Source organism: Methanobrevibacter sp., from assembly GCF_045539575.1.
Lineage (GTDB): Archaea > Methanobacteriota > Methanobacteria > Methanobacteriales > Methanobacteriaceae > Methanocatella.
Genome location: NZ_JAZQFM010000033.1, coordinates 18,696 through 38,565, shown reverse-complemented (window position 1 = coordinate 38,565; position 19,870 = coordinate 18,696). Strand labels below are relative to the sequence as shown.

The window sequence follows — 19,870 nt, the reverse complement described above, 5'->3', positions numbered from 1 at the left end:
TAAATTATGTTTTCAAAAAGCTTTTAAATGGATAATTTTATATTTAATAGTGATAATATGAAACAGGTTATGATTGTAAGAACTGACTTAAAAATGCGTAAAGGAAAAATCGCTGCACAGTGCTGTCATGGTTCTATCGGAGCATATAAAAAATCTCCTGCAGATAAAATCAGGAAATGGGAAAATGAGGCTTATGCTAAGGTTGTTTTGAAAGTTCAGACTTTGGAGGAATTAACCCAGCTTAAAAAAATTGCTGACGAGAAGGGAATTGCCAATTATTTGGTGGTTGATGCTGGACGTACTCAGATACCTACATCAAGCGTAACAGTTTTGGCACTTGGGCCTGATGAGGATGAAATAATTGACGAAGTGACTGGAGATTTGAAACTTTTATGAGCAATCATCAATTTAATTAATCCTATTTTTAATTAAACAGGGTAGAGATTATGAGTATAAAGCAGGTTGTTAAAATTGGAGGGAGTCTCTTTCCGGGTTATGCAATTGACCTTGCAGGGAAATTGGAAAATACCAATTCACTTATCATTTTGGGCGGGGGAGAATTTGCAAATCTAATTCGCAAATACAATGATGAACATGAATTCTCCGATGAGGCTAATCACTGGACTGCTATTGATTGCATGGATATAATTGCAAAGCTTGTCAATGATAAAGTCGAATCATGCAAATTGGCTTATACATTATCTGAAGCTGAAAAAATATCTGATGAAGGTTTAACTCCGATTTTTGTTGTTTCCGAATTTTTAAGAGATGAAGATCCTTTTGAATGCTCATGGGATGTGACTTCAGATTCGATTGCGGCCTATGTTGCGCACTGCCTAAATGCAAACCTTTTAATAGTAACAAATGTAAATGGTATATATACCCAAGAACCGAAAGAGCCAGGTTCAACATTCATAAGTAAAATCGATGCAAAAACCTTACTAACTTTTCAAGAGTCATCGATTGATGTAATGTTACCGTCTCTTTTATTAGAGTTTGGGACTAATTGTTATGTTGTGAATGGGAAGTGCCCAGATTGGGTTTTATCTTTAATAGATGATAATATAAATGATTATAACTTCGATTACACACAAATAATAGGTGATTTAAAATGAAAACTGTAGAATGTATTTCATGTAAACAAGAAATTCCATTAACTGGACCTTTTGTTGAATTCGAATGTCCAGAATGTGGAGCAAAAATATCAAGATGTGAAAAATGCCGTACTTTCGGTCACGCTTACAAATGCGAATGTGGATTTGAAGGACCATAGATTTTAAAATGGAGGAATTATAATGGGTGAAGTATTAACAACTATGAAAATTATGCCAGACAGTCCGGACGTAGACTTAGAAGCTATTAAAGCAACTATCAAAGATTCAATGCCTGAAGGAGCAAAACTTCATGACATCTCAGAAGAACCAATTGCATTTGGTTTAGTTGCAATTATCTTAAATTTCATCACTGAAGATGGTGAAGGCGGATCCGAACCTGTTGAAGAAATGGTTTCTGCTATTGAAGGCGTAGCTAGTTTTGAAATTACTGGTGTTGGAAGATTAATGTAAATCTTTCACTTTTTCTTTTTTTTATTTATTTTTCTAAAATTTAGGCACACCTAAAAATTAGGAAACATTTATATACTATAACAACTAACTTTTATACAAGTGACATATAATTTAGGCGTGCCTAAATATATGCACTCACAAAACATATTATTAGTCAATAATAATACAATCTCCAAAAAATATATATTAAATTAGAATTCTGCAATTTCCTAATTTGATATCTGGAAAATTCTTCTTGAATTTTTCTAAAAACGGATTTGGTGTTTGGGCTCTCCAAACTAAACATCAATCATTAATTATATCTCTTGAAAATAGTGCTTGGGGTTTTCACTATTTTTGACCAAATATGTCGTACTTTAAAACTCCATATTATTTTTCCTCGATGGTGTTTTTTTAAACACCATATCTTTTTTCTAAAAATTATTTAGGTTTACCTAAAAATATCAAAACATTTATATACTTCTTAAAACAATTATGATATAGTGATAAAAATTAGGTTTGCCTAAAAAGCTAATTTTGATTGCTATTGTATTACAATTTTTTACTGTAATGCAGTTCTCCGATTGTTACTAAATTAGTTTTACTCTCTTCTAATTTAGTAATCGCATATAACTACTCTCACGAAATTAAATATGAAATCCATATTTAATTTCACCTATTAATTAAAAAGATGATTATTATGGCAAGTAATGCAAATAAACCAAAATGTTGTGAAGTTAAAGAAGATCCAAAAGAGAAAAAAAGTATCTTCAAAAGATTATGGTGTTTCTTCTTTGGATGCAATTGTCACTAATTTTTTTTATTTCTTTTTTTTTGTTTCTGCCTTTAAATTTGAAATTTAGCTCATTTTTAACAATATTTAAGTATTATAATTAAGAGACTATTATTTACTTTTTAATGAATTAAAGTAGGTAGGGACTATGGATAGAACAAGGAAGATAATTTTAGCAATTTTGATTATTGTTCTCATTGTTCTTGTAGCGATTATTGCTGGGGCGCTTTTTATTGGTCATAATTCCGAGCTTAAAGAGGGAAATAAAAACATTTTGGTATGTGCTATTGATGAAAGTGAAAAGCGGCCAGGTATGGGCGCTTGTGACATGGCGTTTATTGTTACATTGAATAATGGTACTCTTAAGAATTACACTGCAATTTATCCTGGTGGATTAACTCACCCGACAGCAAAAGAACCTGCTGAAGCTCAAACTCAAGGTGCAGGATCAGCATTGTTGCTTCACGATGCATTCTGGGAAGCAGATAATGCGGTGGACATGAGGCTTGCAAAAGAGATTGTGGAATATAATACCAACAGCCACATTGATTCTGTTGTCGCAATCAATACTGAAGCATTGGATGCAGTTCTTAATGCTGCAGGAACAATCAACATTAATGGTACTCCAACAAATGTAAGTGGTATTGACATTATCCGTGAAGAAGATTGGGGCAATGGCGTATCAAGAGGAGATGCTGTTTTGGATATTGTTAAAGCTGCTGCAAGGGAAGCAAAAGATCCTGAGAAAAAATCAGCTATGGTGAGTGCTGCAATTGACCAATACTCAAAAGGAAACATTATCATGGATCAGCAAGGTGCTTTTGTAGGATTGCTGGCGTCAAAAGGAATTGAAACATTTTTTGATTAATTCCTTATTTTTTTATTTTTTTTAGATTTTAGGCTCTAATTTTTTAATAAATATTCCCATAAACATCACAATCATTGGGAAAAACGCTCCATACATTAAAAATAACACGTTAGATGAGATTATGTCTCCCATTACTGTCGAACCTGCCATTAACATTATCAGACTGATGACTGGTGCTAAAATGGCTATGAATGTATATATCAGAATAAATGAATTTAATTTTTGAGAGTATTCCTTTAACTTTATCTGCATTTCAAATGAAATGTCCTTTGCAATTATCTCTAAGCTATTGGCTAAATTCCCACCAACTCTCAAAGTTCCCACAATTTGTTGAACAGCTCGTGTAAGGCCATCTGATTTTATTCTTTTTGACATGTCCAGCAGGGATTCTTCTGTTGATTTTCCAAATTTAACTTCCTCCAAAACCCTGTTGATTTCTTTTGAGAATGTTCCATAGTCGGCATCTTTGATGGTCAATAATGTATCATGCAGTCCTTTTCCGGATTTTAACTCTATTCCCATATGTCTTAAAGCGTATGGCAGTTCCTGATTTAAATCTGAATAGCTCTTCTGTTCTTTAATTTTCGGATAATAAATTAAAATGACATAAAACATTACAACAATAACCAGATACATCAGGCTAATCTCAATTGGCATGAGAATCAATAGAAATACGAATACCAACATGAATGAAAAAATTGTAGGAATCCTAATCATTTTGGGAAGAAGATATTCTCTCAGCTCATCCATTTTATCCATTTCCTTTGATGGAATCTTTTTATTTTTCTCCAAATCTAGTTTTGAAAATATTGACTGGATAGTTTCATTAGCGGATTTGCCGGATGTATTTTTAAAGGAGATGCCTTTTATGGATGAAACGGTTGAAAGCACAATGTCTCCGATCAGTATGAAAAACTTATTTAAAATATTATCACCTGTTTAATAAAATTCTGTTTAGTACTTTTTCAGGGTCTTTATAGTATAGGTCCAGCACCCCTTTAACATCTCCGACAGAGCGGATATCATGTTTGACCATATGGTTTAAGACTATTTCTCGGTTCGAAATTTCCTTGTGAATTTCATTTAATGACTTTCCACTTAAATTTGCAATCTGTGCCAGTGTTTTGCTTGTTACGCTGACATTGTCAATGTTGTCGGTTTCGGGATTCCACTGAAAGATTTTGTTTAGCTGGACAACGCCCTCTTCTATTCCAACCACTTCCGCCACTTCACTGATTCTTCTGTAGGATACTCCTGATGGGGTGTAGATTCTATTCTGCATTATTATAAAATCAATGGCCTGAATCATTATTTCCGGAACTGACATGGGGGAATTTGTCAATCTTGTTATTGTCTCTCTTGCATCATTTGAATGTAGTGTTCCAAATCCTGAATGTCCTGTATTCAATGCTGTGAAAAGTGTTATGGCCTCTTCTGCCCTAACTTCGCCGACGATTATTCTGTCAGGGCGCTGCCTTAAGGAGTTTTTAACAAGGTCATTCATTGTCAGCTCCCCCTTGTTTTCAACATTTGCAGGGCGTGTTTCCATGCGAATAACATGTTCATGAGGAATTTGCAGCTCTAATGTGTCTTCAATTGTAATTATTCTTTCTTTTGGATTGATGAATGAGCAGAGTGCATTTAAGGTTGTTGTTTTTCCGGAGCTTGTTCCTCCTGAAATAATTGCATTGGCGGACTTCACTCCTAAACCGTCAAAACACACCCATAAAAATGCGGCCAGTTCGGTTGATATTGTTTTGGAGTTTATCAAATCGATTATGCTGAAAGGGTCCTTTTTAAATTTCCTTATTGTCAGTGACGGCCCGTCGGCAGACACGGGCGGTATGGTCGCATTAATTCTTGAGCCGTCCAATAATCTCCCATCCAGAATGGGTGATTCCTGATCTATTCTTCTGTTTATTTGTCTTGCAATTGAATCAATCAGGTCCATTAACTCTTTTTCATCATCAAATTCAATGTTTGTCTTCATCATTCCGTTTTCTCTGTGATAGACAAAAATTGGTTTATTTATTCCATTTATCATGATTTCCTCTAAATTGTCGTCCTGGATTAGGGGGTCAATTTCACCGTAGCCTACAATGTCTCTTAAAAACTTTTTAGAAAGGCTGTCCAGATATTGTTTAGAGATGTTGGCATTCTGGTTTTCGCCGGTAAACCTGACAAATAGGAAGTTCCTGATGTCATTTAATAGCTTTTCTTCGTTTGGTTGGAAATTTTCGCCTGATGATATTGCAAGGTCAACTAAATTTTCACGAATTTCGCCTAATATAATTTTTTCCTCAGGGCTGTAATCTTGTCTGACTATGTCATATTGGGGTATAATCTCATTATTGCTCATATTTTTCACCTTTAAGGATTTTTAACTCATTTTAAAATTAGTATTACTAATTAATAAAGTTTTATTACAATCGAAAGCATAATTATTGATATAATTCAAAATAGTTGTATAAAAGCAATTTTGAGGTTATTTCATGTTAGATATCGATGAAAAAATTAAATCATTAAATGAATGTGAAAACTGTGTTGATGTTCAAATAAAAAAATTTTCTCCGCTTAGGGATCTGATAAACTTTGATGATTATGACGGGGAATATATGAGATGTCAATGTGGAAGAAGGCCTCTTGATGTTGTTATGAGTCATATTCTAAAAATCATGATTGAATGTGAAATGGTTCCCGAGAAAGCAACGTTAAGACGCAATTCTCCTGTTCCATTGTCTGATTTTTATTACAGCAGTTTAAATCCTCAGTTCATTCAGAAAGATACCTTGATATTGCTTCATGAAGATTTCACTCCCGAAGTTGCCTCAAAATTAATCAATGAAGTCCCTGAAGTGAAATGCGTATTGAAAGGAAGTCCCCGCAATGTTGCAGGTCAGATAGATAAGGACTCCCCAATAGCTCACTTTGAAATTCTTGAAGGGGATGACACACAGGTGAATGTAATGAGGACTCTTCTTGACGAAAAGATTATTTTAGTTAAGAATCAATCAAAACACCACATTGAAGTCGCAATGACCACAGAAGAAAAATTGCTGCGCCTGCATAACTATCTTAAAAATAATGGGATTAAAAAAGGAGTGGCCGTTGATGGAATGTGCGGTTTAGGCGCTCTTGGAATATATCTGCTTAAATACGGTTTTGAAAGGGTACTCTTCAATGATATAAATCCCGAAATGATTGGAGCTTTAAAAAACAATCTGGAAATAAACGGCATTGATGATGGATTTGAAATACACAACCAGGCATTTGAAGATTTGGATGTTGAACATGTGGATTTATGTGTTATAGACGCATTTCCTGGTGTGGATATTGAGGAGATTACAAAAAAAGCGGAAGAAATAGCAGATAATGTGGTGATTATCTAGCTATTTTTAATTATTACAAGCATGTTTTTTCAAAATCGTCCTGTACAATCTCCAATAATTGTTTTATGGAATCATCCATATTGATTTCAGTGATTTGTGTGTTGGTATTGTATTTTTGAAAAACATATTCTTGTGCAAATGACCTACTCATAAATTCAATATTTTTGAAGTTTAATACAACTTCCTTTTCCATGTTAATCTCTTGGAAAAGTTTTTTTGCTGTTGGTCCCATACCTAATTTTTTAGGATACCTTTCTTCGAGATTAATTATTATTTGATTCATTGTTTTCCTCTTTACTGATTGGTTTATATTTTAAATAACCATATATATTATCTATTTTTTTATTATTTATTTGCAATAATATATATGTTCCATTAATACCCTCTTCATTTTTATAAAGTCGCATTCCCCTTTTTGTTATCAAACATACGCCTTTTCCGGACATTATAATCATTTCTCCACCAAATCCTAATGTTGTTACTCTTGCTGTCGAATTTAATCCTCGTCCATGAAGATTATATTTTTCTTTATCAGTTGTTTTCCCGTTTACAGCTTCAAAAATAGATTCAGAATCTCCATTATATTCAAGTTGTGCTTCTTTGAAACTTTCAGGAATGCCTATTCCATCATCATAAATGATAATATTTAAAGTTTCATGATTATCAATTTTTACAAATGCATTTTTAAATTTTGAATGTTTATATATGTTTATCAATGTTTCATAAAGTAAAAAATTAATAGATTGGATATCTGCATTTTTTGGAAGAATATTTGCGATTTCATCTGTAAATTCTGATAAGTATTCTTCAATTTTTTCTGAAAATATATTGAATTCATTAAACTCATAATATCTTAATTTTTTGATATTTCGGGAGTTTTCTTGTTCTTTATCATTTATTTTTTCTTTTAACTTCTTAAATTCGTCTAAAATTCTATTTACCATATTTTCACCTAAATAAACATTTGCATATAGATGACAATGGCTGGGATTATCAAGACTCCCATTAAATGGGATTTGCCGACTCCAATATAGTGGGGCAGCATTCCCATGGCAGTTGATGTAATTAAGGCCAGGGTCATGTATCCGAACGGTGCTTTGTAGTAGAAGATAAAAATGTATAATATCAATATTTGGAGTAAAATCACGCCAATCGATAGTTTTTTGTAGTCAACACCACTCATTAATCTAGAAAAAGAATCGCCTAGTTTTAAAGACAGTACTAATGAAACTGAAACTGCAATCAATGATGCGAATATGAATATTGCAAGATGGTTCAGGGTCATTTCAGAGATCAGATAAGACATATAAACAGCTATTCCGCTTCGGGGATTTCCAATTATGTAAATGGCTATCAGTGAAAACAGACAGTCGGATACGTTCAGTCCGGATGTTGCCAGAAGAAAATTTACGGTGTCATCATCGTCATTGTCATTTGCTCCGCTTGCAGCCTGTGCAATTACAGTTCCCTGTGCCGGTCCAAATCCCGGTAAAAATCCAAGTATCGCTCCGGTTATTCCTCCTGCAAAAATGCTTTTAAATTTATTAAAATCCAAATCAAGTTCATAGAATGGATTCTGATGGGGAATTGTCGAAGAATCATTTAGGCTGAACAGTATTGTGCTTATTCCGAAAAGCCCTGAAAATGTACACATCAGTGAAACTCCTGATGAAATTGGAGTTTGGAAAGTGATCCATCCTAGAATTCCGGATAGTACAAACAGCAATAGTGACCATATAAAATCTCGGGTGGTGCTGGTCAGTTTATATGTCAGGTAAATCGATGCAAAAAGCAGAATCATCCATGTGAACGGTTTTGAAATGTCATGCATTATCGGAAGGGCAATTGCAAAAATGGGCAGCATTAATATGGTAACTATTATCGCTCCAAATCCTCCGACTGAAACGATTCGGATTACTTCCTTTGATCTGCCCTGCAAAACCATCCTGTGTCCTGGAAGGATTGATGTTGCAGTTCCTTCTTGTGGCACTCCCAAAAGCATTGACGGAACGAATTCAATTAGCGCATGCGCAATTGACATCGCTACCATTATCACACACAAAAATTCGGGCGATAATAAGGTTAGCAAGAACGTTGATGAAGCAAACAGTATTGCTCCGGCAGTATTTACGTGTATTCCGGGAATCATTCCCGTTATTGTTCCTATTCCTATTCCTATAAAACAAGCAATAACTAATTCTATCATAGCTATTGATTGTATAAACTATAATTTAAAGCTTGTTGAAGCAATATGGCAATATTATGGTGATTTGGTAAAATTAATCTGTTTTGGTAAAATTGTTTTGATATTGTAAAATTGTTCTCACTTGAAAGGTAATTTGTAAAAAAAGTAATTTTTCAGATAGATTTTATGATGACATTAATTTCAATTAGAAATGTTTCCTGTTAAATTCCAATGATTTCAGTGATATTTTGGATAGTTTTTTCAGCACTTCTTCGCGGGACTTTTCCAGCTCTTCACAAATCATATTGTCCCATTCTTTTTCCTTTTCAATTAAAAATTCAGCTGTTTCATTTCCTTTTTTGGTTAAATGTATTTTATATGCTCGTTTGTTGTCTGAATCTACTTCTCTTGTGATTAGTCCTTTTTCTTCAAAGTCTTTAAATGCTCTTGAAACACCGCTTCTGTCCATCAGACAGGCTTTTGCAATATCTGATTGGGTCACTCCCATTTCATAATATAAGAATAATAGCATGTAGTATTGACTTGGAAGAATGTCAGTTTCATTTTTGATATGCTTGTTAATGTAAAAATCATGTGTCTTGCTTAATGAGATCAAATGATTAACCAAAAATGGGGAATTTTTCATAATGTCTTCATAGTCTATCATAATTAAATCACCTTATATTATATTTGGAATCAATATTTAAATACTATATGTAACATATTATACACAACTGACTATTTAGGGGTTATTATGAATAAAAAAATCATCATCATGTTAGTAATTGTTAGTATTAGTTTACTTTTAGTAACTAGTCCGGCTTTTGCAAAGGAAAATGTCAAAGTAAAAATTTCTTCAGATAAGTGGCTAAACGGCAAGGGGGTCATCATCATCAAGCTTGTTGACAGTCACGGCAAGGAAATCAACAGTAAGGGAACCATTCACTACACCATAACAGATTCCAACGGGAATTATCAGTGGGCATACAAGGCATATAATAAGGGGCTTCGCTTGAAATATGATCCCGGAAATTATAATGTTAAAGTAAAATTTGACGGGGATAAGAAATATAAGTCCGCTTCCAAGTCAAAGGATGTTACAGTAAAAACCACCAGTTCCGGATTTGACGCATATACTTATTATGATAATCATCATTGGGGTTTGAACCAGGAAATAGATGATTATATTGAGTATAATTACTGGGATGAAGAAATCTATGATGACGCCTCAAACTATGACGGCGAAGGTTATTGAATTTTTTTTTTAAAAAATAGGAAGTTTTGGTGTTTATTGTTTTGGAGAGTTATAAACACCAGACTTGTTTTTTGGGAATTATTTGGCAGATATTTTCCCATAATATCAAATTAGAAAATTGTGAAAAGCCAATTTGATATTTAATTTTGGAGATTGTATTTATTATTGACTAATAATATGTTTTGTTGAGTGCATATTTTTAGGCATGCCTAAACATATGTCACTTGTATTAAAGTTTGTTTCCATAGTATATAAATGTTTCTAAATTTTTAGGTATGCCTAAATTTTAAGATCAATTCCTATGGAATAAATAACATATGTTATATAACAATTGATATATTGTCCTATATAAATCTTGCGAAATTTGGTATGCCTAAATATTTAAATATAATAAAATCAATATTAATATTATGTTTAGGTTAGCCTAATTTTTATTAGATGAACTTAAACTAAAAATTTTTTTTAGTAAATATATAACAATTCTTGTTATATATCAATTTAATAAAACGGGAGAATGGTTAATGACAGAATTAATTATTGGATTAGCAGGAAACCCGAACGTGGGTAAAACTACTGTATTCAATAGGTTAACTGGTATGCGCCAACATGTAGGAAACTGGCCTGGAAAAACTGTTGAAAGGGCAGAAGGTCATTTCAAACATGGCAGTTATGAATATGATGTTATCGACTTGCCAGGTAACTATGCATTAAGTGCTCATTCTATGGAAGAAATCGTATCAAGAGATTTCATTGTAGATGATGACTCTGATGTAATTGTTAACGTAGTTGATGCTGCTAACTTAGAACGTAATTTATATTTAACAGTTCAAATGATGGAATTAGGTGCTAATTTAGTAATGGCACTTAACATGAACGATTTTGCTAAGAAAAAAGATCACATCATTGACATTAAAGCAATGAGTGAACTTTTAGGATTCCCAGTTGTAGAAGTAAATGCAAAAACTGGTGACGGATTTGAGGAATTGTTGACAACTGTTGAAAAACAGTCTTCCAGTCCAATTGACTCTAGCGCAAAATTATCCTATGGTGATGAATTAAGAGAACATTTAGGAGAATTACAGGCATTAATTGAAAAGGACAGTAATTTATTGGATGTTCCTTCAGTATGGACTGCAATAAAATTATTAGAAAGAGACTCAATTGTTATAGAAAAAGTACAAGGATCTTCCCAAAGCTCTGCTATAATGGCTCAAACCGATAAAGTAGCAGGACACCTTCATGACATTTATGGTGAAGGTGCAGAAGAAGTTATTGCAAATGCAAGATATGCATTTATCGGTGGATTAATGAATGAAGCTGTTAAAAGGCCTGCTGTTGAAAAAGAATCCACTACTGATAAAATTGATAAGATTGTTACAAACAGAATTTTAGCATTCCCTATTTTCATTGTTATTATGTGGGCTATGTTCCAGTTCACTTATACTATCGGTGCTCCATTCCAGGACATGATTGATGAAGCATTCGGTATGCTTGCCGAATGGATTGCAGGATTTATCGCAAACGAATATTTAGCTTCCTTCATCTGTGACGGTATCATAGGTGGAGTAGGTGGTGTTCTTACTTTCTTGCCTATCATTATTCTAATGTTCTTATTCTTAAGTATCTTAGAAGACTGTGGTTACTTGGCAAGGGCAGCATTTTCATTAGATAAAATCATGCATAAATTAGTCGGTCTTCACGGAAAAGCATTCATCCCAATGATTTTAGGATTCGGTTGTGGTGTACCAGCTATTATGGCGACCAGAACCATGGAAAACGAAGGGGACCGTATGCTCGCTATGATGCTCGTTCCATTCATGTCCTGTACTGCAAGATTACCAATTTACGCTATTTTCATTGCAGCATTCTTTGCTGAAAATGAAGGTACTGCATTACTCGCAATCTACTTATTAGGTATTGTTGTGGCACTTATTGTTGCAGCTATCCTCAAGAGAACCATGTTTAAAGGATTATCCACTCCATTTGTAATGGAATTGCCTACCTATAAAGTTCCATCCGTCAAAGGTGTATTATTACACACTTGGGAAAAAGTAAAAGGATTCTTAAGAAAAGCAGGTACCATTATTCTTGCTTGTTCCATCGTCTTATGGGCTTTAAGTATCTTCCCATTAGGTGTAGAATACGGATCTGCTGAAAGTGTATTAGGTATGATCGGTAGCGTAATTGCTCCTATCTTCGCTCCTTTAGGATTCGGAACCTGGCAAGCTGCTGTAGCAATTATCGCAGGTTTAGCTGCTAAAGAAGTAGTAGTTGCAACCTTCGGTACTTTAGCTGGTATGGAAGAAGATGATGAAGATGGTATCACTCAATTGGTACATGATACTTTCACTCCATTATCTGCATTCTCATTCATGGCATTTACATTATTATACACTCCATGTTTCGCAGCTATTGGTGCTATCAAACAAGAAACCAACAGTTATAAATGGGCTTTAACCATGTGTGCAATTACTTTAGTTACTGCATACATCGTTTCCTTCTTGATTTACAACGTTGGTCTTTTAGCAGGATTCGGATAAGTAAAAATATAAAAAGATGTAAATTAGATTTATTCTAATTTTCATTTTTCAATATTTTTTAGTCATAACTAAATATTTATATATTGGTTAGGACATAATATTGATTAAGAAGTTTTTAGTATACCTAAAAAATTTATAATGGTGATAATATGAAAACCTTAAAAGATGCAAAACCTGGTGAAACCGTAACTTTGGTAAAATACCACGAAACCGGTGATGTTGATTTAAGAAGACATTTGTTAGGTATGGGTTTTGTTAAAGGAGCTAAAATTACTGTTAAAAAAGTAGCTACTTTAGGAGATCCTATTGAAATGTCTGTAAAAGGATATGATGTTTGTCTTCGTAAAGAAGAAGCTGAAAACATTGAAGTGGAATAAACTTCAATCTTTTCATTATTTTTTTTAATCTAATTTTATTAACGGTGTTATATTATGAAATGCAGAATGTGCGGTTTTGAATTTGATGAAACCCAATTAGAAAATCGTGGATGTTCCAGTTGCGGAAAACATGGCTGTAATAGTATACATTGTCCAAACTGCGGATTTGCTAACTCTCCGGAATTGGACCAGGAATTTGAATTTATCACAAAACTCAAAGATAGATTCAAAAGAAAATCAACAAATTAATTTTTTTTAATTTTTAATATTTCCTCAACTGTTTCTTCAATAGTTATTTTTTTAGTATCCACATCTAATCCATTTTCTTTTAATTTATATAATATTTCTGTTGTTATTGGTGCTTTTAAATGAGCTTTCTTTAATAGTTCTTTATTGGAAAATATCTGGTGTTTGTCGCCTTCAGCAATTATCTCACCATCATACAATACGAATATCTTGTCTGCAAAATGGTTTACCATTTCTATATCGTGTGATGAAATGACAATACTTATTCCTTCTTCATTAAGTTTATTCAAAATATCCAATACCTTGTCAACTCCTTCAGGATCTAAACCTGCAGTAGGTTCGTCAAGTATCATTATTTCCGGTCGCATTGCAATTATTCCTGCAATTGCAACTCTTTTTTGTTGCCCTCCACTTAGGTGGTGTGGAGTTTTATCTTCAAAGCCACTCATTCCGACCATTTCTAAGGATTCTGTAATCCTTTTTTCAACTTCTCCATAGTCAAGACCTAAGTTCATAGGTCCGAAGGCAACATCCTCTTTGACGGTTGGTGCAAACAGCTGGTCATTTGGGTCTTGAAATACTATTCCTACCTTTTGCCTTACTTTAAGCAGTTCATCACGTTCAAAAATGATTTTTTCACCATCTACTTCAACATGTCCGGAGGTAGGTTCGGTTAAACCGTTAAAATGTGAAAATAATGTGGATTTGCCTGCACCGTTAGGCCCCATAATAGCTATCTTTTCTCCTTTTTTAATTTGAATATTGACTTTTTTTAAAGCTTGAGTGCCATCTGGGTAGGTATAAGTTAAATCTTTTGTTTCTAAATGTATTTTTTCCATTATTTCACCTAATTAATTGCTAAATTTTGGGACAGGTAACCTAATTGTCCGCTAAATTTGAACAGTATGATTTCAAGAATAATCACTATGATAATTATTGACAGTAAATAAATATAATCGCTTTTTTCAGGAGATTTTTTCTCGCTGAACATTTCGGAAGCATCGGAAAATCCACGGCTCACCATACTTTTATGAACTCGTTCACCTTGTTCATATGACTTTAAAAACATCATTCCTATGGTGTATCCGACTTGTTTCACTCTCCATTTGTATGGCGTATTTTTGGCATGAATGTTGAAATTCCTGGACTTTTGACTTTTTCTAATTGCCGCAAGTTCATCAACAAACAGGAATAAAAACCTCACCATGATTGATAGAATCATTGCCAGGTCTCTAGGCATCTTTAATTTTCTAAAAGAGCTTGCCATTTCCTGAAGGGGTGTTGTTGATGAGTAAATGATTATTGCTGTCAGACAGACAATCATTCTGACAAGCAACAGTATTGCCCAATTCAAACCAACATCAGTAATATGTATCCATGAATAGCTCCAAATAATGTTTCCAGGTTGGATGAACGGCTGAAATATTATAATTGCTCCTCCAAAAGGCAGCAACATTAAAAGTCTTTTAAAAGAATCTATATATGATAAATCAGCTATTTTTAAGATAACTAATAACATTATCTCTAATATTATTGGTATAAAAAGCTCTTTGGATACAACACAAACGAGAATTATAAAAATGGTGGAGATTAATTTAATACGTCCTTCTAGGTTATGTATTGGACTGTCCTTTGATGCTAAATCATCAAATCTCATTATTTGTGTTATGTCTACCATATTAATTCACTAATATAATATTAAAAATTTGTAATATATTATTATTTCCTTATGCTATTTTTAGTAATTTTCAATTATTTTTTAAAAAAAGAAAAAAAGAGAAATTAAAAGTTTAATTTCTACTTTTTACAACGTATGCAACTCCGAATCCTACAACTAGGGTTACAATCACACCTATTACCAGTGCGACTATCTGCAATACTTGGTTGTCAGGATCATTAGCAAATGCATAATCCGGGAAAATGGATTCGGGGATGCCTTTAATTTCTTCAACTGAGAAATCTTCAGCAAGTCCAGAGTCTTCTGCTGATTTTTCAAGTCCGTCAGGGTCACCAGATGCAATGTATGGTGAAAGAACACAGATTATGACACAAATTAATACAGCAATTCCGATTAATGTTTTATCTTTCTTATCCATATTATGCATCTCCTTCACTTTTATTCCATGCAAGTAAATCTGGTCTAAATTTGTCCAATGCTGCAAGAACGATTACAGTTAATACTGCTTCGATTATTCCAATGAAGAAGTGGTATAAGACCATTGATGGAATACCGATGTTTGCTGGGAAAGTTCCAGCTATTGCCATTTCGATAGCACATGCTAATGCTGCAATTACAGTAGCTAACCATGCTGCTATTCCTGCTGCAGGATATTTGCCTATCATTCCGTTCAATCCTTTGAAGGTGTATAAACCTACGAAACCTCCAATGATTGCCATATTCAATACATTTGCTCCTAAAGCAGTAATTCCTCCGTCACCAAATATTAATGCTTGGATAAGAAGTACAACAGTAAATACTAAAACTGCAGCTTCAGGTGCTAAAAATACGATAGCTACTAAAGCTCCACCAACCATGTGTCCACTTGTACCAAATGGAATTGGCATGTTCATTGACATGATTGCAAAAATACCTGCTGCGAGAACTGCTAAAAGAGGGATACGTTTTTCATCTAGGTTAGATCTAGCCCATTTTACAGAGAAGTATAATGCAACGATTAAAATTACATAGTATACTAGACACTGTGCGATAGGTATAAATCCATCTGGTATATGCAATTAAATTCCTCCAATATCAGTAATACTTTTTTTGTTTTTATTTAAATATTGAGTATTACAAAAAAGTATTATTTTTAGTTATTTTTAGTAATATCAAGTTATTTGGGAGTTTAATTAAGTATAATTGTTTTTAAACTCGTTTTAGTGCTTGACATTTACTATGTTAAATTTATTTCACTATATAAATGTTATTAAAGTAATACTAGTTTGTATTATTTAAGAAATTTTGTAATACTTGATGTCAAAAAAATAGGCTAATTTCTTGATTTTACAATAGAAATTAAATAGATTAAAATTGCTACTGCAAAGTATAACAAGACTTGAATGTCTAGAATTCCGGTTTCAATTCCTAAAATTGAGTATGTTAAAATTAGAGAGTAAATTCCAATATAAAAGAAATCTTTGGTTTTTTGCATAATCTTAAATCCGATTCCTAAAATGAATCCCAAAATGCACATTTCAACAAAAACGCCAATTTTTCCGAAATCAACTACCATCTGTCCGATCAATGTTGGTGTGACTGTAACTTCAGTTCTCCATGCAATCAGCTTTCCAACCATCATTCTAGGGCCCAAATCACTTCCTGGAATTGAGCTGGCCAGCAATTGTCCATGGGTCAAGCCGAAGTTTCCTCCAATGAAATCGAGAAGGTCGAGAACATGCAATGTGAAGTCAGCCCTTGACTGCAGGGTGTATATCGGGCTTGTTGATGATGTGATTGTCATCTCTCCAAGTGAACGAAAATACCCAATCCCTATGATTGCACCTACACCAACTAATCCTCCAACAACAACTTCCCATGGTGAAACAATATTTCCGCAGAAACCTATGATAATTATGATGAGAAATGCTGCAAGTAGTGGTGTCCTATAACCTAGAAGCAATAAAAATGCACAGTCGATAGCGAGCAAAAATAGGAATCTGAATCTGGCCTGTGAACGAGTGATATTTTTGTCCTGAAAATCCTTTAGATATGCACTAGCCACCAGGCAGGTTCCAGGTATTATTAAAAATACTGGCATGGTAAATATTGGTTTTAGTAAATATCTTATAGAAGGTTTTAGGAGAGGTATTCCACCAACAGTTGCAATGCTTATGAAGAAAAAGACTATACTGACTAATATTAAACAGAATCCTATAGAATAAATGTCTTTTTTATCAAACTTCAATCTATTTTCACATGAATTCTTGAAAAAATACCTTGGGAGTATTGCTGATCCGATAATGAATGCGCCAAATGCAATAATCAGAGTTATTGTTAGACTATGGGATAGTCTGTTCAAGGACAGTAGTAGAAATAGCGCAAATAAAAGAATGACTATTAATGGATGGAATAGGTAATCTGTTAAAAGTCTATTCTTATTTAAAAAACTTAAGAAATTCTCGCTTGGATATAGTTTTTTGAAATAGCTGTTAACCCATTGGTCTTCAATGAAAGATAAAATTGAAAAGATAGTTGTAAATAAAAAAGATCTGTGAAATTCGTCACTTATCTTATTTATTGCGGAAGTTAATGTAGAATAAATTATGCTCATTGTCACACAACTTAAAATGATCTGATATTTGTAACTTCATAGTTATTTTTAATATTGTTTAGGGTGCTGTCATCACAGTCATAAACTCTGATGGTTATTTCATCGGTTATTCCGTTTATGTTTCCTAAAATGTTATTTCCATCTTCAAGATTCTGATTATTTGCTTTACTTAGGATCAACTCGTTAATCAATTCAGTGTTTGTAGTTTTAATAGCTAATCTCTTGTCATGGGAATTAATTTCATTTTCCAATTCTCGAACCTTGATTGAATCTATTGAATCGATGGAGACTGATGTGGAAATTTCATAATCGCAGCCTGTTAGATTTTTATTTAAATCATTTAATGAAGTAACATTCTGTGGTTTTATTTTAAATTCTTTTAAATTTTCATAAACGCTGCCGTCACTTTCCAGTGAAATGGTATCTAAATAAATGTCTGCATTATTGACGTTTTTATATAATCCTGTAAGGTATGTCTTGTTGTTGGATTCGATTAAAATTTTTGTTGATGATCCTTCATCAACCCATTTCACAGTACCATTTAAAGTCACTTCCTCACCATTGGTTGAATTGATACCTGATACAGTAGCTTTAACTATTTTTCCTTCTTTATAATAATTCAAATAGGTTTCTGGAAGTTTATTCATTGTTGAAGCATCAAAAGCAGTTTTTTGAATGTTTGATGAGTCATCGCTTGTAATGTGTATAAATGCAAATGCTATTGCACATATTACTAAAATTATTATGATATAATCAATGAGTGTAAATTTGAGTTTCATAAGAATCTAATCTTCGTAAATAGCGCCAACCGGGCAAACGTCAACACATTCACCGCAATTATCACATTTGTCGGCATCAATAATTATTGTATATGCTCTTCTTGAAATCGCTTCTTCCATACATACATCGATACAGTCTTCACAGACTCCGCATTCTTCCATATCCACTTGCAAGTTATACACCTTTAGAATTAATTTATATAATATAAATATTTCTTAATCTTAAGATTTATATACTTTGTCAATATAATATATTAATTGTAGTTTTTTTAAGTTTATCTGGTAAAAAAGATAACCTTTATATACTAGGAAAACAAATATTACTATTGTATGCAAGGGTGCCCGAGCGGCCAAAGGGGGAGGACTTAAGATCCTCTGGTATAGGCCTTCGAGGGTTCGAATCCCTTCCCTTGCACTATTTTATATATTCTCGATTTTTTATTGCTTTAGTGGCTCAGCCGGTAGAGCGCTACCTTGGTAAGGTAGAAGTCGGGGGTTCGAATCCCCCCTAAAGCTCTTTTAACTATTTCTTTATAATTTTAACATTTTCTAAAGTTTTTATTCATTGTTTTAAAAAAGTAAGGATATTTCTGGCGTTTTTTAATTCCATCATTGGACCTTTTTGATAGGCCTTCACTATTAAATGCAAACCTTAAAGTTTAAATTAATTAAAAATAAATAATATTCATAAAATTATTTATTTTGTTTAATTAAATTTTTAAGGTGAAAATTATGAATTATAAAAAACTGGTCTTAGTTGGTTTTATTTCAGCATTCGTGGCTGTTCTAACATCAGTAATGGGAGTTGCAGGTACTATTATAGGTTCCGTTATTTCCTCAGTTCTATATAATATGCTTACAGAGGCATTGGATAAACCTATCAACAAAAAAAGTTTCAATGCAGATTTTGAGTGGGACATTGCTTATGTATTTCCATTAGTTGTTATAGCATTAATTCAGTTATTATTAATTTTCGCTTTACTGGCCGAATTAGGAATCCTACCAAGTACATTTTTAAATGTGTATTTATCTCTACAGAATTTTGCGGATAATAATTTATATAGGCTTTTAGGTATTGCTTTATTGATTATCAGTGCATATCCGATAATATTAAAACCTGAATTTGTTAAAAAAGAGCACGGCCTGATCATTGCAGGTGTAGGTGTAGTATTTCTAGCTCGTGGTTTTGTCGATTTGGGAAACCGCATCACAAGTATTTATGATACTGTGTTTATCCATTTTGATTTACCAATAGCTATTATTGCATTTATTCTGCTTGTATTTGTAATAGTTAGAATTTTAAATTCCGCTAGGCATTCTGAAAAAAATGTTAAAGTGCCAATGCAATCCGGCAATGAAGATATCTATGTTGAAAATCATGTTCAAAAATCTTATCAGCCTCCAAAACAACAAAATGTGACCTATGCTCCTAAAAGAGAAGATGTTCGTGTCAAAAGGGTTAGAAGAGTTAATAACCATAGACAAAATCCTCACAATAATACTAATCATAATGTGAATAAACCTGCTGGGGGACATAAACCTCGCAAATCCATCAATAAATCTTCAGGAAATATTCAATTTGAGTCTAATGATCTCTTGGATGAGTATAAAAAATAGTTGTGA

24 protein-coding genes and 2 tRNA genes are annotated in these 19,870 nt (G+C 33.1%); 13 read left to right on the top strand and 13 right to left on the bottom strand.

Annotated features, from left to right (window positions below):
* Window positions 1–57 precede the first annotated feature (57 nt).
* The 5 genes from pth2 (at window position 58) to ACKI30_RS04705 (ending at window position 3,205) form a co-directional block, all read left to right on the top strand.
* On the top strand, window positions 58–396 hold the full coding sequence (gene pth2, locus ACKI30_RS04725; protein WP_292740780.1) for an aminoacyl-tRNA hydrolase: 339 nt from the start codon (window positions 58–60) through the stop codon (window positions 394–396).
* A gap of 50 nt (window positions 397–446) precedes the next feature.
* Window positions 447–1,115 (top strand): delta 1-pyrroline-5-carboxylate synthetase, encoded by a 669-nt coding sequence (locus ACKI30_RS04720; protein WP_407410324.1) that lies wholly within the window; start codon window positions 447–449, stop codon window positions 1,113–1,115.
* Window positions 1,112–1,273, top strand: coding sequence for a zinc finger domain-containing protein (locus tag ACKI30_RS04715; protein ID WP_292740784.1), 162 nt, complete (start codon window positions 1,112–1,114; stop codon window positions 1,271–1,273). The genes ACKI30_RS04720 and ACKI30_RS04715 overlap by 4 nt, the downstream gene beginning before the upstream one ends.
* A 22-nt stretch (window positions 1,274–1,295) precedes the next feature.
* Window positions 1,296–1,565, top strand: a complete 270-nt coding sequence (locus ACKI30_RS04710; protein ID WP_407410321.1) for an elongation factor 1-beta — start codon at window positions 1,296–1,298, stop codon at window positions 1,563–1,565.
* A gap of 920 nt (window positions 1,566–2,485) precedes the next feature.
* Window positions 2,486–3,205 carry a DUF4012 domain-containing protein gene (locus ACKI30_RS04705; RefSeq protein ID WP_330009486.1) on the top strand — a complete coding sequence of 240 codons (720 nt, stop codon included), beginning with the start codon at window positions 2,486–2,488 and terminating at the stop codon, window positions 3,203–3,205.
* A 21-nt stretch (window positions 3,206–3,226) separates the two neighbouring features.
* On the opposite strand, the gene ACKI30_RS04700 is transcribed toward ACKI30_RS04705, so the two are convergent.
* Window positions 3,227–4,096 (bottom strand): type II secretion system F family protein, encoded by an 870-nt coding sequence (locus ACKI30_RS04700; RefSeq protein ID WP_407410318.1) that lies wholly within the window; start codon window positions 4,094–4,096, stop codon window positions 3,227–3,229.
* 40 nt (window positions 4,097–4,136) lie between these two features.
* Complete coding sequence (locus tag ACKI30_RS04695; RefSeq protein ID WP_407410316.1) at window positions 4,137–5,564, bottom strand: CpaF family protein; 1,428 nt, start codon at window positions 5,562–5,564, stop codon at window positions 4,137–4,139.
* Window positions 5,565–5,697: 133 nt separating this feature from the next.
* On the opposite strand from ACKI30_RS04695, the gene ACKI30_RS04690 reads away from it, so the two are divergent.
* Entirely contained in the window at window positions 5,698–6,594 is an 897-nt protein-coding gene (locus tag ACKI30_RS04690; RefSeq protein ID WP_407410314.1) for an SAM-dependent methyltransferase, read from the top strand.
* Window positions 6,595–6,607: 13 nt separating this feature from the next.
* Here ACKI30_RS04690 and ACKI30_RS04685 read toward each other — a convergent pair whose 3' ends face one another.
* The 4 genes from ACKI30_RS04685 to ACKI30_RS04670 form a co-directional block, all read right to left on the bottom strand.
* Window positions 6,608–6,877 (bottom strand): STAS-like domain-containing protein, encoded by a 270-nt coding sequence (locus ACKI30_RS04685; RefSeq protein ID WP_407410312.1) that lies wholly within the window; start codon window positions 6,875–6,877, stop codon window positions 6,608–6,610.
* A complete protein-coding gene (locus ACKI30_RS04680; RefSeq protein WP_407410310.1) occupies window positions 6,858–7,538 on the bottom strand; it encodes an ATP-binding protein in 681 nt (226 codons plus the stop codon). The genes ACKI30_RS04685 and ACKI30_RS04680 overlap by 20 nt, the downstream gene beginning before the upstream one ends.
* An 8-nt stretch (window positions 7,539–7,546) precedes the next feature.
* Window positions 7,547–8,800 (bottom strand): tripartite tricarboxylate transporter permease, encoded by a 1,254-nt coding sequence (locus tag ACKI30_RS04675; protein ID WP_407410308.1) that lies wholly within the window; start codon window positions 8,798–8,800, stop codon window positions 7,547–7,549.
* A 184-nt stretch (window positions 8,801–8,984) separates the two neighbouring features.
* Window positions 8,985–9,446 (bottom strand): MarR family winged helix-turn-helix transcriptional regulator, encoded by a 462-nt coding sequence (locus ACKI30_RS04670; protein ID WP_407410306.1) that lies wholly within the window; start codon window positions 9,444–9,446, stop codon window positions 8,985–8,987.
* A gap of 87 nt (window positions 9,447–9,533) precedes the next feature.
* Between ACKI30_RS04670 and ACKI30_RS04665 the strand changes: the two genes are divergently transcribed.
* The 4 genes from ACKI30_RS04665 (at window position 9,534) to ACKI30_RS04650 (ending at window position 13,200) form a co-directional block, all read left to right on the top strand.
* Complete coding sequence (locus ACKI30_RS04665; RefSeq protein ID WP_292740810.1) at window positions 9,534–10,034, top strand: hypothetical protein; 501 nt, start codon at window positions 9,534–9,536, stop codon at window positions 10,032–10,034.
* Window positions 10,035–10,555: 521 nt separating this feature from the next.
* Window positions 10,556–12,574 carry a ferrous iron transport protein B gene (gene feoB / locus ACKI30_RS04660; RefSeq protein WP_407410304.1) on the top strand — a complete coding sequence of 673 codons (2,019 nt, stop codon included), beginning with the start codon at window positions 10,556–10,558 and terminating at the stop codon, window positions 12,572–12,574.
* Between the two features lie 149 nt (window positions 12,575–12,723).
* Window positions 12,724–12,951 carry a FeoA family protein gene (locus ACKI30_RS04655; RefSeq protein ID WP_292740814.1) on the top strand — a complete coding sequence of 76 codons (228 nt, stop codon included), beginning with the start codon at window positions 12,724–12,726 and terminating at the stop codon, window positions 12,949–12,951.
* 54 nt (window positions 12,952–13,005) lie between these two features.
* Window positions 13,006–13,200 (top strand): hypothetical protein, encoded by a 195-nt coding sequence (locus tag ACKI30_RS04650; RefSeq protein WP_292740817.1) that lies wholly within the window; start codon window positions 13,006–13,008, stop codon window positions 13,198–13,200.
* Here the strand turns inward: ACKI30_RS04650 and ACKI30_RS04645 are convergent.
* From ACKI30_RS04645 to ACKI30_RS04615, 7 genes are all read right to left on the bottom strand, one after another.
* Entirely contained in the window at window positions 13,197–14,036 is an 840-nt protein-coding gene (locus ACKI30_RS04645) for an ATP-binding cassette domain-containing protein (protein ID WP_407410301.1), read from the bottom strand. The genes ACKI30_RS04650 and ACKI30_RS04645 overlap by 4 nt on opposite strands.
* An 8-nt stretch (window positions 14,037–14,044) precedes the next feature.
* Complete coding sequence (cbiQ, locus tag ACKI30_RS04640; protein WP_407410299.1) at window positions 14,045–14,875, bottom strand: cobalt ECF transporter T component CbiQ; 831 nt, start codon at window positions 14,873–14,875, stop codon at window positions 14,045–14,047.
* A gap of 112 nt (window positions 14,876–14,987) precedes the next feature.
* Window positions 14,988–15,293, bottom strand: coding sequence for a PDGLE domain-containing protein (locus ACKI30_RS04635; RefSeq protein ID WP_407410297.1), 306 nt, complete (start codon window positions 15,291–15,293; stop codon window positions 14,988–14,990).
* Between the two features lies 1 nt (window position 15,294).
* Window positions 15,295–15,933, bottom strand: a complete 639-nt coding sequence (cbiM, locus tag ACKI30_RS04630) for a cobalt transporter CbiM (RefSeq protein WP_407410295.1) — start codon at window positions 15,931–15,933, stop codon at window positions 15,295–15,297.
* 254 nt (window positions 15,934–16,187) lie between these two features.
* On the bottom strand, window positions 16,188–17,468 hold the full coding sequence (locus ACKI30_RS04625) for an oligosaccharide repeat unit polymerase family protein (protein ID WP_407410293.1): 1,281 nt from the start codon (window positions 17,466–17,468) through the stop codon (window positions 16,188–16,190).
* Window positions 17,469–17,479: 11 nt separating this feature from the next.
* Complete coding sequence (locus tag ACKI30_RS04620; protein WP_407410291.1) at window positions 17,480–18,247, bottom strand: adhesin; 768 nt, start codon at window positions 18,245–18,247, stop codon at window positions 17,480–17,482.
* Window positions 18,248–18,253: 6 nt separating this feature from the next.
* On the bottom strand, window positions 18,254–18,421 hold the full coding sequence (locus tag ACKI30_RS04615; RefSeq protein WP_330009499.1) for a 4Fe-4S binding protein: 168 nt from the start codon (window positions 18,419–18,421) through the stop codon (window positions 18,254–18,256).
* A 158-nt stretch (window positions 18,422–18,579) separates the two neighbouring features.
* Between ACKI30_RS04615 and ACKI30_RS04610 the strand changes: the two genes are divergently transcribed.
* The 3 genes from ACKI30_RS04610 (at window position 18,580) to ACKI30_RS04600 (ending at window position 19,864) form a co-directional block, all read left to right on the top strand.
* Window positions 18,580–18,662: transfer RNA gene (locus tag ACKI30_RS04610), tRNA-Leu, on the top strand.
* A 28-nt stretch (window positions 18,663–18,690) separates the two neighbouring features.
* Window positions 18,691–18,763 (top strand) — tRNA-Thr (locus tag ACKI30_RS04605).
* Window positions 18,764–18,979: 216 nt separating this feature from the next.
* On the top strand, window positions 18,980–19,864 hold the full coding sequence (locus ACKI30_RS04600; protein ID WP_407410289.1) for a hypothetical protein: 885 nt from the start codon (window positions 18,980–18,982) through the stop codon (window positions 19,862–19,864).
* The last annotated feature ends 6 nt before the right edge of the window (window positions 19,865–19,870 follow it).